General features: G+C 40.5%; 14 protein-coding genes. 13 read left to right on the top strand and 1 reads right to left on the bottom strand.

Annotation, left to right across the window (positions count from 1 at the left end; translation table 11 throughout):
* The first annotated feature begins 1 nt into the window (after position 1).
* The 6 genes from OMU_RS04690 to OMU_RS04665 all read left to right on the top strand — a co-directional run bounded on the left by OMU_RS04690 (position 2) and on the right by OMU_RS04665 (position 5,417).
* Complete coding sequence (locus tag OMU_RS04690; protein ID WP_016178820.1) at positions 2-1,303, top strand: Sapep family Mn(2+)-dependent dipeptidase; 1,302 nt, start codon at positions 2-4, stop codon at positions 1,301-1,303.
* 180 nt (positions 1,304-1,483) lie between these two features.
* Positions 1,484-2,437, top strand: coding sequence for a glycosylasparaginase (locus OMU_RS04685; protein ID WP_016178819.1), 954 nt, complete (start codon positions 1,484-1,486; stop codon positions 2,435-2,437).
* A 20-nt stretch (positions 2,438-2,457) separates the two neighbouring features.
* Positions 2,458-2,787, top strand: coding sequence for a PTS sugar transporter subunit IIB (locus tag OMU_RS04680; RefSeq protein ID WP_016178818.1), 330 nt, complete (start codon positions 2,458-2,460; stop codon positions 2,785-2,787).
* Positions 2,788-2,813: 26 nt separating this feature from the next.
* On the top strand, positions 2,814-4,169 hold the full coding sequence (gene celB / locus OMU_RS04675; protein ID WP_016178817.1) for a PTS cellobiose transporter subunit IIC: 1,356 nt from the start codon (positions 2,814-2,816) through the stop codon (positions 4,167-4,169).
* 20 nt (positions 4,170-4,189) lie between these two features.
* Positions 4,190-4,516 carry a PTS lactose/cellobiose transporter subunit IIA gene (locus tag OMU_RS04670; protein WP_016178816.1) on the top strand — a complete coding sequence of 109 codons (327 nt, stop codon included), beginning with the start codon at positions 4,190-4,192 and terminating at the stop codon, positions 4,514-4,516.
* A gap of 106 nt (positions 4,517-4,622) precedes the next feature.
* Positions 4,623-5,417, top strand: coding sequence for an N-formylglutamate amidohydrolase (locus OMU_RS04665; protein ID WP_016178815.1), 795 nt, complete (start codon positions 4,623-4,625; stop codon positions 5,415-5,417).
* Positions 5,418-5,475: 58 nt separating this feature from the next.
* On the opposite strand, the gene OMU_RS04660 is transcribed toward OMU_RS04665, so the two are convergent.
* Positions 5,476-6,018, bottom strand: coding sequence for a helix-turn-helix domain-containing protein (locus OMU_RS04660; protein ID WP_016178814.1), 543 nt, complete (start codon positions 6,016-6,018; stop codon positions 5,476-5,478).
* A 174-nt stretch (positions 6,019-6,192) separates the two neighbouring features.
* Between OMU_RS04660 and OMU_RS04655 the strand changes: the two genes are divergently transcribed.
* The 7 genes from OMU_RS04655 (at position 6,193) to grdD (ending at position 14,742) form a co-directional block, all read left to right on the top strand.
* The gene (locus OMU_RS04655; protein ID WP_016178813.1) at positions 6,193-6,972 is read left to right on the top strand and encodes a glycyl-radical enzyme activating protein; all 780 of its coding nucleotides are present in this window, start codon (positions 6,193-6,195) and stop codon (positions 6,970-6,972) included.
* 41 nt (positions 6,973-7,013) lie between these two features.
* Complete coding sequence (gene hypD / locus OMU_RS04650; RefSeq protein WP_016178812.1) at positions 7,014-9,416, top strand: trans-4-hydroxy-L-proline dehydratase; 2,403 nt, start codon at positions 7,014-7,016, stop codon at positions 9,414-9,416.
* A gap of 614 nt (positions 9,417-10,030) precedes the next feature.
* Positions 10,031-10,960: a thioredoxin-disulfide reductase gene (trxB, locus tag OMU_RS04645; protein WP_016178811.1), complete on the top strand. Its 930-nt coding sequence runs from the start codon at positions 10,031-10,033 to the stop codon at positions 10,958-10,960.
* Positions 10,961-11,137: 177 nt separating this feature from the next.
* The gene (gene trxA, locus OMU_RS04640) at positions 11,138-11,455 is read left to right on the top strand and encodes a thioredoxin TrxA (RefSeq protein ID WP_016178810.1); all 318 of its coding nucleotides are present in this window, start codon (positions 11,138-11,140) and stop codon (positions 11,453-11,455) included.
* Between the two features lie 41 nt (positions 11,456-11,496).
* Positions 11,497-11,961, top strand: a complete 465-nt coding sequence (gene grdA, locus OMU_RS04630) for a glycine/sarcosine/betaine reductase complex selenoprotein A (protein ID WP_115341642.1) — start codon at positions 11,497-11,499, stop codon at positions 11,959-11,961.
* Between the two features lie 83 nt (positions 11,962-12,044).
* A complete protein-coding gene (gene grdC / locus OMU_RS04625) occupies positions 12,045-13,580 on the top strand; it encodes a glycine/sarcosine/betaine reductase complex component C subunit beta (RefSeq protein ID WP_016178808.1) in 1,536 nt (511 codons plus the stop codon).
* A gap of 4 nt (positions 13,581-13,584) precedes the next feature.
* Positions 13,585-14,742 (top strand): glycine/sarcosine/betaine reductase complex component C subunit alpha, encoded by a 1,158-nt coding sequence (gene grdD / locus OMU_RS04620; protein WP_016178807.1) that lies wholly within the window; start codon positions 13,585-13,587, stop codon positions 14,740-14,742.
* Positions 14,743-14,759 lie beyond the last annotated feature (17 nt).

Genomic DNA, 14,759 nt, shown 5'->3' with positions numbered 1-14,759 from the left:
TATGACGATTGATTTTCGAAAAGTAATTGAAGAAAACAAGGAACAATTCTATCAGGATCTGGATCAGGTAATGCAAATAGAAAGTGTTAAAGGTACACCAGCAAAACAAGCACCTTTTGGGAAAGGCCCCAAAGAAGCCTTACTCACAGTGATGTCTTTAGCGGAAAAATACGGATTCAAAACGGCGATCATCAATGATGTAGTAGGGTATGCGCAATGGGGTGACGCAGAAGACTATATTGGTGTCGTGGGTCATCTGGACGTTGTCCCAGCGGGGGATGGCTGGTCATTTCCGCCGTTTAAATTAAGCAAAAAGAATCAACGCTTTTATGGTCGCGGCATTTTAGACAACAAAGGACCGATTTTAGCCTGCTTATTTGGCTTGAAGCTGTTGAAGGAGATGGATTTGCCCGTAAAGAAAACGATCCGAATCATTTTTGGTACCGATGAGGAAAACGGCAGCTCAGATATTCCGCTTTATTTGAGCGAAGAACAGCCACCACAGTTTGGTTTTACGCCTGATTGCAAGTATCCGGTGGTTTATGGCGAACGTGGGATTGTTAACTATGAAATTTTGACAACGCTTCCTAAAGAAGAACTAAAAGATTTAGGTGATTTCATCGGTGATCAAGCCCGCGATCATGTTCCAGATGCGTTATCAGTAACTATACACGGCAAGAATATCAGTGTGCAGGGGAAAAGAGCCCCTTCGAATGCACCTGAACTAGGAGAAAACGCAATTACACTATTGGCGGAAAAAATTTTACAGGAACAAGCCGTTACTGGAACACTGGCGGAGTATTTTTCTTGGCTGGTAAAGAGTTTAGCAAATCAACATCATGGGGAAGGCTTAGGCCTTGCTTTTTCAGACGCGGATAGTGGTAAATTAATGATCACGCCCTATGAATTGATCAAAAAAGACCAGCAGTTAGCGCTTTCGGTAGCGATTCGCTATCCTGTTTCAGTCACAGAAGCAGAAGTTACCGATAGCTTGAAAAAACATTTGCCGCCGGAGAGTCAGCTAACAGTAGTCCGTCGTATCAAAAGCAGCCATTTTCCTAAGGATAATCCCAATATTCAACTCTTATCAGCTGTTTATGAAGAGGTTACAGGATTGGATGGGACTCCGGTAACGACGACCGGAGCAACTTATGCCCGCTTTGTTCCGAATATCGTTGCCTTTGGTCCTTCGTTTCCTGGTCAAAAGGGGATTGCCCATAATCAGGACGAATATATGGATGAAGAGGATCTGTTGAAAAACATGGAAATCTATATGCGGGGCATGTTAAAACTAATTGAATAATTGATTTTTTGAGACCTAGCAAGGGATTGCGGGTCTTTTTTTTGTTGCTTCATATCTTTAGCTTAGAAAACGGTAAAAAAAGATAAAAAAATTTCAAATTTAGTATATACAAAACAGTATATACTATCTATAATGAATTCAGATTTTGAAAATGTAAACGGTAACGGGAGGAGCACGACGATGGCGTGGGGAGCAATTGCGACATGGCGCATGGCGCATGATGGTGTAATAGAAGCAATGTATTTGCTAGAGAAGAAAGGGAAGGCTGGTGACGCAGTAGAAACCTTAATAAAGACAGTAGAGGATTATCCTTATTATAAATCTGTTGGTTTTGGCGGATTGCCGAATGTCGAGGGAATCTTAGAGATGGACGCTGCCTTCATGCACGGGGATACCTTTGAAATTGGTGCAGTGGCAGGAATCACCGATGTAAAAAATCCAATCTCTGTTGCACGAAAACTTAGTAAAGATAAATTCAATAGTTTTCGGGTCGGTGAAGGGGCAACCAAATATTCAATGCTGGAAGGCTTCGAACGAAAGAGTATGCTGACAGAACGTGCCCATAAAATTTGGGAGAAGCGTTTGAAGGAAATTCAGGAAAATAATCTGAATCCCTACGATGGTCATGATACCGTTGGCGCGATTACTTTGGATCAGATGGGAACGATGACGGCAGGCACATCTAGCTCTGGGCTGTTCATGAAAAAGCCGGGACGGGTCGGTGATTCCCCATTATCTGGCTCGGGATTTTACGTGGATAGTGAGATCGGAGGAGCAGCAGCGACAGGCTTAGGCGAAGACTTGATGAAGGGCTGCTTATCCTATGAAATCGTTCGTTTGATGGGAGAAGGGTTGAAGCCGCAAGACGCCTGCGATAAAGCTGTCTATGAATTTCATGATAAATTGACTGCACGCTATGGCAAAGCAGGTGCTTTCTCATTGATCGCGATGAACCCTAAAGGCGAGTGGGGCGTAGCGACAAACGTTGAGTTTACGTTCAGTGTAGGTAACGATAAGGAAAACCCGCAGATTTTCATTGCCAATATGGGAAGCGGTCACACTACAGATATCCAACCGATCACACAGGATTGGCTAGATGCCTATGAAAAACGGATTAAAGCACCGATTGAATAAAAAATAGGAGAGTGAAGAAAATGAGTAAAAAACAAATTTATCTATTTTGCGATGCAGGGATGTCCACAAGTATTATGGTTAACAAAATGATGGAGATCGTTGAAAAACATAATATGCCGCTGCAAATTACAGCTTTTCCAGTAGCACGTGCACAGGAAGTAGTTGAAAAGGAAAAACCAGTAGCGATTCTTTTAGGCCCACAAGTAAAATTCTTATTGGAAAAAACACAGGAACAATTTGCTCCGCAGGGGATTCCAGTAGCAGTGATCGCACCCGAGATTTACGGCATGATGGACGGGGAAAAAGCGATGAAGGAAGTTCTAAAATTGCTTAAAAAAAATAAAAAATAATATTGAACTGATTGGAGGATAAAAAGATGCAGAAGTTTTTAAACTGGTTGGAAAAAGTTTTGACACCATTAGCCAAAGTCATCGGGGAAAATAAGTATTTGATCGCGATCCGTGACGGTTTTTTGATTTCTACGCCCTTATTGATTGTTGGATCGTTCTTCCTACTTTTGGCGAATTTTCCGATTCCGAATTGGAGCAACATGATTTCTCCAATTTTAGGCAATAATTGGGAATCCTTGATGTCGGTACCTGCTTCAGCCAGCTTCGATGTGATGACAATTTTAGCGGTTGTGGGAATTGCTTATAGCTTAGGACGGCAATTGGAAATTGATGCGATTCAGTCGGCTGCTCTGGCATTGGTTTCGTTCTTTATCCTGACGCCTTACACTACACTCTTCACACCAGAAAATAGTACGAAGGTGTATGAAGTAACGAGTTTACCTTTAAAATGGATGGGTTCAAGCGGACTATTTTTAGGAATGATCATTGCGTTAGTTTCTACCCGGATTTTTGCGGCCGTGATTCACCGCGGCTGGACAATCAAGATGCCAGATGGTGTTCCACCTACCGTAGTGAAGTCTTTTGAAGCATTGATTCCAAGTTTTGTGGTAGTAACAATTATGTTTGTTCTCAATTGGTTAGTTTCTTTGACATCAATGGGGAACTTGCAAGATGTGATCTTTACATTCTTACAAACGCCACTATTGAGTTTAGGCAACACGTTAGGCGCGATGATTATTGCTTACTTATTCCTACATTTCTTTTGGTTCTTCGGTATTAATGGAAGCAGTGTTGTTGGTGCGGTGTTCAATCCGGTTTTACGCGCATTGTCAGTCGAAAATATGCAAGCATTTAAAGACGGGCATGAAATTCCCAATATCATCACAGGTCAATTTCAAGACATGTTTGCGACATTTGGCGGTGGTGGCTCAACACTGTCATTAATTATCGTGATGGTACTCTTTTGTAAGAGCCAGCGAGTCAAAAAGTTATCACAGCTATCACTCGTTCCAAGTATTTTCGGTATTAATGAGCCAATCATTTTTGGCTTACCAATTGTTCTGAACCCGATTATTTTGATTCCTTTTGCGCTAGTTCCTACTATTAATATTATTATTTCTTACTTTGCGATGGATTGGGGACTTGTTCCTTATACAAATGGTATTCAACTGCCTTGGACGACACCGCCGATTATCTCCGGCTTTTTAGTAAGCGGCTGGCAGGCCTCAGTTTTACAGGCGTTGCTGATTGTATTAGGAATGGCGATCTATTATCCATTCATCAAAGTGCTAGATGATCAGTATTTACGAGAAGAAAAAGAAGCGGAAGAGCTTGAAGCAGAAGAGATCGACTTTGATACCTTTGATTTTGATGAAATTTAGGCAGAAGGGATTTTGGGGAAATGAATGATGAACAGTTACAGGTAGTTATGGGACTAATTATGAATGCCGGTAATGCAAAGGGTGAAGCAATTGCAGCGTTGGCGGCGGCAAAGGAAAATCATTTTTCGGAGGCTGAGTCACGAATGAAAGCAGCTAATGATGCATTAGTTGAGGCCCACAATACGCAAACGAGTCTGCTGACCGCGGAGGCTAGTGGAAATAATTCAGAAGTGACATTATTGATGGTGCATAGTCAGGATCATTTAATGAACGCTATTTCCTATTTAGGCTTAACTCAAGAATTGATTGATGTTTATAAACGACTGAAGGTATTAGAAGCAAATTAAAATCCAAGTCTGACAAGGAGAATGCTCTTTGTCAGTTTTTTTGTATCTAGACAAGAGATTGGAGAGGTATAATCAAAGAGAAAAATTATCGGAGGGCAGGGACTCAATGAAAACATTTATCACATATAATAAAGAAAAACACATCTATCCAGTAGTTATCAGTTTGCCCCATAGTGGAACATGGATACCAGAGGAAATGCGCTCAAGCTTACGGAAAGATGTGGTTTTGGCGAACACAGATTGGTTTTTACCCGAGCTATACAATTTTTTAGTAGCAATGGGCTGTACGATGATCGAAAATCGAGTGAATCGTTATGTGGCTGATCCGAACCGAGAAAGTCAAATAAAAGGAATGAATTATCAAGAGGCGGTGATTTATCAGCAAAATACCTTTGGAAAAGCCTTGTATACAAAAAAGCTAACATCAGATATTATTACTGAACGCTTAGAAAACTATTATTGGCCCTATCACCAAGCATTGCAGAGATTAATCGATGCCAAAAAGAGCCGATTTGGAAAAGTCTATTTAATTGATCTGCATAGCTTTGCGGAATATCCAAATGATGCCAGAACTACCCCAGCTGATTTTGTGATTGGAAATCAAATGGATCAAACTTCTAGTGCGAAATTGCGAAAGCTGTTAACAGTTTTTTTAAAGGAAGCTGGCTACAGCGTTTCCAACAATCACCCATTTCGTGGTGGATTTATTACCCGTCACTTTAGTGAACTATCCGGAATTGAAGCATTACAGCTAGAGATTCGCTATAATCAGTACATTGAGAAACGTTCTTTCGGTGAAGAGGTACTAACCAAATATGATTCAGAATTATTTTCAAAAGCACAAGAGCATTTAGCAATGGTTTTTAGGAAATTATTCACGGAACTATCCATAGAGAAATGATTTTAGAAGTCTGTACTACTAAGTAAAAAAGCGTTCGATCATTTTTGATCGAGCGCTTTTAATAATCATTTGGATAGTGGACCACGATAAATTTTACGACATTGCTAGTTTGGTTGTCCCAATTGTGATCAATCGTCGAAAAATAATGAGCGGAGTCACCTGGATAAAGTTGGTACGTCTTTTCTTCGATCACCAATGTCAAGATTCCCTCTAAAACATACACGAACTCTTCTCCTTGATGTGGATAGGTAGTCGGCAATTCACGCTTTTCATGTGGCATGATTTCGATCATTTTTGGCGCAATCTTCTTATCCTGTGGTGTGCGGCTTAATTGTTTATAGATCATGTTGTTTAATTTGTGGATCACCGGTTGGTCGTACCCGCGAACAATCGGTTCAATTTCAGGTTCTTCTTCAAAAAAATAATTAATTCTTACTTTAAATAAATCTGCGATACTTGATAAATGTTCAACCGCAATCGTTGTAATCCCCCGCTCGAACTGCGATAAGAAGCCGGTTGACAAACCGGTGGCTTCAGATAGCTGTTTGAGAGTCATCCCTTGTTCATTACGCAAATTTTTCACTTTTTCTCCAATATTCATCTGTTAGCCCCTCACATGATTAATTATTTTTAGTATACCTGAAAAACAGATAAATTCCTAACCATCATTAAAATGAAAAAAAAGCGAAAAATAAAATGAAAAATTCATCAAAATGAATTAAGCGCTTGCAACTTTCTCGTTTGAGTTTTATAATTAAAGGCGGGAGGGAAGTACGTGAAAAAGCCGACGATTTTTAATATTCAAAAGTTTTCGACCCATGATGGGCCGGGAATTCGTACGACGATTTTTTTCAAAGGGTGTCCCATCAGATGTGAATGGTGTCACAATCCTGAAAGTCAAGTATTTTCACCAGAGATCATGTTAAACAAATATGGCAAGGAAGAACTGATTGGTAAAGATTATTCTGTTCATGAGTTAGTTAAGAAAATCCAAGCAGATCAAATCTTTTACGATCAATCAGGTGGCGGTGTCACATTTTCTGGCGGTGAAGTGATGGCTCAAAATATGGATTATGTGGTTGAACTAGCGAAGGAATGCCAGAGATTAGGCATAACTGTCGCTATTGATACCTGTGGAGTCGCCCCAACTGAAAATTATCGACGAATTCTTCCATATGCAGATTTATTTTTGTACGATTTAAAGTTCATTGATTCACATAATCATCAGCTTTATACAGGTGCTGGCAATCAATTAGTGCTGGAGAATTTGCGATTTCTATCTGAACAGCAAGCAGAAATCAATCTTCGTCTAATTTTATTAGATGAAATTAATGCAGAAGAACTGGATGCAGAGGAAGTTATTGCCTGGCTAGCTAAAGAGAAGATTCATGTGAGTGAAATATCGTTGCTGCCGTATCATGATTTCGGACGAGATAAATATGAACGGTTGAAAAGAGTGTGTACGCAGAACTTCATTAAACCAGCAGATGAAAAAGTAGCGCGCTTGCAAAAAATTTACCAAGACGCAGGTTATCAAGTAACGATTGGCGGGTAAGTAATCAAGAAAGATGAATATACAAAATAGGAGGAAGATCAATGGCGGAATTAACACTAGAACCAACAAGAAGAGGTAGCACAGAACGAATCAAACGATTAAGGGAAATCAGTGATAAGGAATGTACACCAAGTATTTCAATGGAACGAGCAGTCCTTTTGACGGAAGCCTACAAAAAATGGGAGGGCAAGGTTTCTGCGCCTGTTTTACGAGGAAAGGCGTTCAAGTACATTATGGAAAATCGCACCAATTATATTGAAAAAGGCTCTCTAGTTTTAGGCGAAAAAGGGGATAAACCATGGGCTGCACCGACATTTCCTGAATTGTGCTGTCATACTTTAGAAGATTTTGACAATATGAACAATCGTGAGAAAGTTTTCTTCCGTGTGAGTGAGGAAGATCGTCGTATCCAGGAAGAGGTTATCATTCCCTACTGGCATGATCGTGCCATGATGACACGAATGAATCGATTGCTGCCAGAGGAATGGCATTTATTATTTGACGCAGGGTTGTATACTGAATTTTTAATGCAACGCGGTCCTGGTCATACGGTAGCTGATGGAAAAATGTACCAAAAAGGTTTTGCTGATTTCAAAGCGGATATCCAACAAGAAATCGATAACTTGGATTACAACAATGACATGGAGGCTTTAAATAAACGGGAAGAACTAGAAGGCATGAAGCTAGTTTGCGAAGGCATGATTATTTTCGGGAAACGCTATGCACAGCAATGTCGTGATTTGGCTGAAACAGAAACAGATCCTCAGTGGAAACAAGAACTATTGGATCTAGCTGAAGTCTGTGATGTGGTTCCAGAGCATGCGCCGCAAACCTTCCGCCAAGCGATTCAAATGTATTGGTTCACTCATATTGGTGTAACGGTAGAAATGAATAACTGGGATGCCTATTCTCCAGGTAAATTAGATCAGCATTTAGAGCCTTTCTATGAAAAGGATATCGAGGAAGGCCGCTTAACACGTGAAAAAGCGCGGGAGCTTTTGGAAAATCTTTGGATTCAATTCAATAACCAGCCTGCACCGCCAAAGGTTGGGATTACTTTAAAAGAAAGTGCAACCTATACGGATTTCTGTAATTTAAATACGGGAGCATTACGTCCAGATGGAACAAGCGGGGTCAGTGATGTTAGCTATTTGATTCTGGAAGTTATGGATGAAATGAAGCTGCTGCAGCCAAGCTCAAATGTTCAAATTTCTCGTAAATCCCCTGAAAAATTCCTGCGTGAAGCTTTGAAAGTTTCACGTAAAGGCTGGGGACAACCAGCAATGTATAATTCTGAAGCGATTTTAGCCGAATTAAGCTATCTAGGAAAATCTGTCGACGATGCTAGAGAAAGCGGCATTTGTTCTGGCTGTGTTGAAGTTGGTGTAGCCGGAAAAGAAGCCTATGTGCTAACTGGTTATCTGAATATCCCGAAAGTATTTGAACTTGCTATGAACCGGGGCTATGATCATTACACCGATAAACAGGTGGGAATCGATGTAGGCGACTTCACTAAAATGAAAACCTATGAAGAAGTTTTTGACGCTTTCCATAAAGAGCTGCAATACGTAGTTGATGTGAAAGTTGCGGGTAATAACATGATTGAACGGATGTATATGGAATTTATGCCGGTACCGTTGCTTTCTGTGATGTCTGATGATTGTATCAAAGTTGGTAAAGATTACAATGCGGGTGGCGCTCGTTATAATACTAGCTATATCCAATGTGTTGGTATCGCAACGATTACTGATTCATTAGCCGCAATTAAGCATAACGTCTTTGAAGAAAAAACGATGTCGATGCAGGATTTATTAGATGCCTGTGAAGCAGACTTTGAAAACTATGACGAAATCTTTGATCGTGTCTATAATGAAACGCCTAAATATGGAAATGATGACGAATACGCGGATACTTTATTACGTGATGTTGCTGATTCTCTACAAGAGGTAATTGCAGGTCGTCCAACTCCGAAAGGCTCAAAAACGGTCGTGGAATTTTTACCGACAACGTGCCACGTTTACTTTGGTCAAGTCATGGAGGCATCGCCAAATGGACGGCATAAAGGAATTCCATTACCAGATGGAATTTCTCCAGAAAAAGGCGCTGATCGCAACGGTCCAACTGCGGTTATTAAGTCCGCATCGAAAATTGATCAAACGAAAACTGGTGGTGCTCTGCTTAATCAGAAATTTACACCTAGTGTGGTAGCAGGAGAAGCGGGGATCACTAATATGGCTTCGTTAGTTCGCAGTTATTTTGCATTAGACGGCCATCATATTCAGTTCAACGTTATTGATCGTGAAACATTGATAAAAGCGCAAAAACATCCGAAAGATTATGAAAATCTAATTGTTCGAGTAGCGGGGTATAGTGATTACTTCAATAATTTAGAAAAAGCCCTGCAGGATGAGATCATCTCACGGACGGAGCAAGCCTTCGGATAGGCAAGCTTAATAAAGACTACTTTTATGCCAGAGAAAATATTTCTCTGGTTTTTTGTTGCCTATAATTTTCTAAAGCTTAAAATTGCAGGCAATTAATAAAAAACGTTTGATTGCATATAAGAGAACAGGAAAATATTAAATAGTAAAAAGCAGATGAACTATTTCATAGTTTTAAACCTGTAATAACAAATTGAAAAACTTTGGAATGGAATATTTATAAAGTGAAATAGATAACTAAATGGTTTTATAAAGGATAACAAAATGATAAAAACAGAAATCTTAAGATTCATAAAAGAACAACTGTAATATTATTTTATAAAATAAATAACGAAAAAATGAGTTGAAAATGGATTGCATCATCTTGTAAATGTTGGTAGAATGTGGTTGAGAAAGTTAGTCGTTTGTCGACAATCGACTAAAAGTGAATTTATCTATATCCTTTTAACTATTAAAGAGCATCTAAGATATAAATGTTCAATGAATCACAATTTGGTTGGTTCATCTACTTTTAGCATCTTATTCACAAAAAGTAAAAAGAAAGCATAAAAATTTTATTTAAGAAAATCACGGTGGTTAATCATCGTATTTTATAAAGAAAGGGATGAAGGATAGATATGCAAGTGTATGACGTAATCATCATCGGTGCAGGACCAGCTGGCTTGTCAGCAGCCATTTATGCCGGACGTGCGAGACTAAAAACATTACTAATTGAAAAAGGGAAGGATGGGGGGCAAATTATACTGACTTCCGAGATTGAAAATTATCCAGGAAGTCTCGAGAAGGAATCGGGACGTTCGTTGATTCAGCGAATGACTGAACAAGTAGCCTCATTCGGTGTCGAACGGGCCGCAGATACGATCACAGAAGTTGATTTATCCAACGATGTAAAGGTCATTAAAGGGAAAAAAGAAGAGTATCAAAGTCGTTCGGTTATTATTGCTTCTGGAGCCTTTCCGCGCCCAATCGGTTGCGAGAACGAAAAAGAATTCATGGGGAAGGGACTATCCTATTGCGCGACGTGCGATGCGGCCTTTTTTGAAGACATGGAGGTTTTTGTGATTGGCGGCGGAAATTCAGCTGTTGAGGAAGCAATGTTCTTATCGACCTTTGCTCGAAAAGTGACAATCATCCAGAATTTACCAGAGTTGACGGCAGATGCTATCGCAATCGAGCAAATAATGGCAAATGAAAAGGTCCATTTTATCTACAATTCTGTAGTAGAAAGACTTGAGGGTGATGGCATTGTTGAAGCGATAACGATCCGTAATACCGAAACAAATGAAGCAACACGTTTCGAAGCTGACGAAGAAGACGGATTGATTGGTGTTTTCAGTTTTATCGGCTACTTACCGCAGTCGAAAATTTTTGAAAATGTCTTAGAAATAGAAAGCGGATACATTAAAACCGATGAGAAAATGGCGACGAGTGTTCCTGGTGTTTACGCAGCAGGAGATGTTCGAGTGAAAAACGTGCGTCAAGTTGTTACCGCCAGCGGTGATGGCTGTACAGCAGCTGTCGCAGTCGAAAAGTATCTGCATCATTAGCATTTTACTTGAAGTGTAAATTCAAGGTAGAAAAAATAAGTACATTAAACTGAATAAGGATTTCAGTTCTGTTTCTTGCTTTAGCAAGATTAACAGAATGACATACGGTATGAAAAACAAATTCATTTTTCTTTGAGAAAAATGAGTAGATTAATCTGAATAAGGAGTAGTGAAACGATGAAAGTTTTAAATAAGAAAAACTTTGAAGAGGAAGTTATACAAAGCAAGGGAACGATGCTAGTAGATTTTTTCTCAGAAACCTGTGAACCATGTCAGGCATTGATGCCCAGCATTGAAGAATTCGCTGATAAATACAGCGGGAAAATTCCTTTCGCAAAGCTAGATACTGCAAAAGCTAGAAGAGTAGCGATCGGACAAAAAATTCTTGGGATACCAGTCATTGCAATTTATCAAGATGGTGAAAAAGTCGAGGAATTAGTGAAAGATGACGCAACGCCAGAAAATGTTGAAGCAATGATCAAAAAATATATTTAACGGGTAAAGCCGTTTAAATAAAAAAATAAGGAGGAATCATTATGTTGCTGAAAGACAAAAAAGTTATCATCCTCGGCGACAGAGACGGCGTCCCTGGTCAAGCCATTGAAGAATGTGTGAAACCACTAGGCGCAGATGTAGTATTCTCATCCACAGAATGCTTTGTCTGAACGGCCGCGGGCGCAATGGATCTGGAAAATCAAAAGAGGGTAAAAGAATTTACAGAGGAATTCGGTGCTGAGAATATTGTTGTTGTTCTTGGCGCGGCAGAAGGTGAAGCTGCTGGTTTAGCTGCCGAAACTGTAACTTTAGGCGACCCTACGTATGCCGGTCCATTAGCGGGAGTCCAGTTAGGACTTGACGTATATCATATCGTGGAACCAGAAATGAAAGAAGCGATCGACTCTGAGCTGTATGAGGAACAAGTTGGCATGATGGAAATGGTACTAGACGTTGACGATATCGTCGATGAAATGACTTCAATTCGAAGTCAAGTAAGTGAATAAGTTCAAAGTGCAGCTTTTTTGATGGTGCTGGGCTTGAACTTGTTCAGCATCATCCCACAATTTTGAAAAGAAAGGATGTTTCTATGTATAGCGTATTGAAAGGGTCGAGCTATTTTCTTGCACATACCCCAGATATGGTAGTCTACAACGGCACTACTCAAACACTTCAAAGAAAAATTGATCCTGATTCAGAATACTTGAAAGAAATAAGTAACCATCTACGCGATTACGAAACTTGTGTCGCTTATCCACCGAACCAAGTCTATATTGGAAACATGACACCAGAAGAACTCGAAGCTATCGAGACCCCTTGGTACGATAAAAAAGCTGAGAACAAACGCCAGGGTACTTTTGGTGAGATCATGCCTGAAGATGAGTTCATCGGTATGATGAAATATGTCGATGTGTTTGACTTGGTCAAATTGAATGATGATTTTAGTAAAACAGTAAAAGATAAATTAGATCAACATCCATTATTAGATGAGAAAATTTTAGCAAAGCTTACAGAGGAAGTATCCTCGGAAGAGATTTCAGGTTTCATCGAAAATGAACAGGCAGAACCGATTTATTTTAAAGGCGATGTCGTAGGCTGTGTAAAAGCCGCTCATAATTTAGATGATACCTTGTTTGCTCATGTCATTTTTGAAAACCTGGTTTCGAAAGCATCCTGTACGATTGCGATCTTACATTTGCTTCAGCAAACAGGCATCGCCAAAAATGAAATTGAATATGTGCTCGAATGTTCAGAAGAAGCCTGCGGAGATATGAATCAACGCGGCGGTGGGAACTTTGCGAAGGCAGCAGCGGAAATGGCTGGGTTGGAGAATGCAACTGGCAGCGATGTTCGCGGTTTTTGTGCTGGCCCGACCCACGCATTGATTCAAGCCGCTTCATTAGTGAAATCGGGCGTCTTCAAAAATGTAATCGTTACCGCAGGCGGTTCAACGGCGAAGCTAGGCATGAACGGAAAAGATCATTTAAATAAAGAGCTACCAATTTTAGAGGATTGTGTTGCAAGCTTTGCAGTCTTAATCTCTGAAAATGATGGTGTCAGTCCAGAATTGAATATTGATATTGTCGGGCGGCATACGGTTGGCACAGGCGCTTCGCCACAAAAGGTAATTTCGTCATTAACTAGCATCCCGTTGGAAAAAGCTGGATTGAAGCTGACAGATATCGATAAATATTCTGTTGAGATGCAAAATCCTGATATCACTAAACCAGCGGGAGCAGGAAATGTGCCTGAAGCAAATTATAAAATGATTGGTGCTCTAGCAGTAATGAAAAAGCAGATCGAAAAATCCGAATTAGCTGATTTCGTGAAGCAGCACGGAATGGTGGGATGGGCGCCGACTCAAGGTCATATTCCATCTGGTATCCCATATCTTGGCTTCGGACGAAACGATATTATGGCTGGTAAGGTCAATCGAGCAATGTTTGTCGGAAAAGGCAGTCTATTCTTAGGACGAATGACGAACTTATTTGATGGGATTTCCTTTGTAATGCAAAAAAATAGCGGCAAACAGGAGGAAACTGTTTCTGAAGATCAAATCAAGCAATTAATTGCGGAAGCTCTTCGTGACTTCGCAAGTCATCTTGCTGGAAAGCTAGAGGAGTGATCCTATGGCTGAAAAAGAGACCAAACAAATAATCGCGGATGTGTTTCAAGGACTTGCGAACACGTTGGAAACTAGCCGAGGTGTTTCCTCAACAGTGGCCTTAACTGCCTTAGGAAGCGAGCATGACGAAGCAGAGCTGATCGAAGCGGCAAAAATGGCTGCTGACAAAGGAATTTCGGTAAAAGTTATTGGCACACAGAAAATCGACTATTCTGGGATTGAAAGTTTCTTAGTTTCAGATGCGGAGGAAGGCCATAAGAAATTAGAGGAGCTATTGAACGAAGGAGTTGCGGATGCTGGTGTGACGATGCACTATCCGTTTCCGATCGGTGTTTCTACTGTCGGTCGAGTGCTCACTCCCGCCAAAGGAAAGCACATGTATCTAGCAACAACAACGGGTACCTCTGCACTGACACGAGTAGAGGCATTGGTACGGAATGCGTTATATGGCATCATCACAGCAAAAGCATGTGGAATCGCAGAACCGACCATTGGGTTATTGAACATTGATGGCGCGCGTCAAGCAGAGATTACATTAAAAAGATTGGCGGAAAATGGCTATCCGATTCATTTTGCAACTTCGAATCGCAGTGATGGAGGAGCAGTTATGCGGGGAAATGATGTCCTTGCAGGGACTTGTGATGTCATGGTAATGGATTCTTTAACGGGGAATATTTTGCAGAAAATCTTTTCTTCCTATAGTACGGGTGGAAATTATGAGTCGTTAGGGTTCGGTTATGGCCCCGGTGTGGGAGAAGAAATGAATAAGCTAATTATGATCGTTTCCCGTGCTTCGGGTTCACCAGTTGTGAGGGGGGCGCTAGAATTTGCTGACGAGTTGGTACGAGGAAACTTCCAGCAAGTTCAAGAAGCGGAATTTACCAAATTGAGGCAGGCATCTTTAGATACTTTGCTAAAAGAAATTCAACCGCAAAAAGAAGTAGTACAAGAAGAAGTTACTCAACCAGATAAAGAAATTGTAACTGAAGAGATTCATGGAGTAGAAATCTTAGATTTAGAGGATGCTGTTCATCATTTATGGAAGCAAGGAATATACGCTGAGAGCGGTATGGGGTGTACCGGTCCAGTTGTAATGATTGCGGACAAACGCTTGTCTGAAGCGAAGGCTTGTTTGGCTGATGGCGGCTATATAGGAAACTAAGTTGCCGCTTGGATATG

The sequence above is a fragment of the Enterococcus avium ATCC 14025 genome (genome assembly GCF_000406965.1).
Taxonomy (GTDB): domain Bacteria; phylum Bacillota; class Bacilli; order Lactobacillales; family Enterococcaceae; genus Enterococcus_A; species Enterococcus_A avium.
Note: the sequence above shows the minus strand (reverse complement) of the source record. Positions and strands in the feature narration are given on the sequence as shown.

Bases quoted from the DNA above. Each gene is read 5' to 3' on its own strand.
- OMU_RS04690 (WP_016178820.1), top strand. From the start codon at position 2: ATGACGATTGATTTTCGAAAAGTAATTGAAGAAAACAAGGAACAATTC.
- OMU_RS04685 (WP_016178819.1), top strand. From the start codon at position 1,484: ATGGCGTGGGGAGCAATTGCGACATGGCGCATGGCGCATGATGGTGTA.
- OMU_RS04680 (WP_016178818.1), top strand. From the start codon at position 2,458: ATGAGTAAAAAACAAATTTATCTATTTTGCGATGCAGGGATGTCCACA.
- celB (WP_016178817.1), top strand. From the start codon at position 2,814: ATGCAGAAGTTTTTAAACTGGTTGGAAAAAGTTTTGACACCATTAGCC.
- OMU_RS04670 (WP_016178816.1), top strand. From the start codon at position 4,190: ATGAATGATGAACAGTTACAGGTAGTTATGGGACTAATTATGAATGCC.
- OMU_RS04665 (WP_016178815.1), top strand. From the start codon at position 4,623: ATGAAAACATTTATCACATATAATAAAGAAAAACACATCTATCCAGTA.
- OMU_RS04660 (WP_016178814.1), bottom strand. From the start codon at position 6,018: ATGAATATTGGAGAAAAAGTGAAAAATTTGCGTAATGAACAAGGGATG.
- hypD (WP_016178812.1), top strand. From the start codon at position 7,014: ATGGCGGAATTAACACTAGAACCAACAAGAAGAGGTAGCACAGAACGA.
- trxB (WP_016178811.1), top strand. From the start codon at position 10,031: ATGCAAGTGTATGACGTAATCATCATCGGTGCAGGACCAGCTGGCTTG.
- trxA (WP_016178810.1), top strand. From the start codon at position 11,138: ATGAAAGTTTTAAATAAGAAAAACTTTGAAGAGGAAGTTATACAAAGC.
- grdC (WP_016178808.1), top strand. From the start codon at position 12,045: ATGTATAGCGTATTGAAAGGGTCGAGCTATTTTCTTGCACATACCCCA.
- grdD (WP_016178807.1), top strand. From the start codon at position 13,585: ATGGCTGAAAAAGAGACCAAACAAATAATCGCGGATGTGTTTCAAGGA.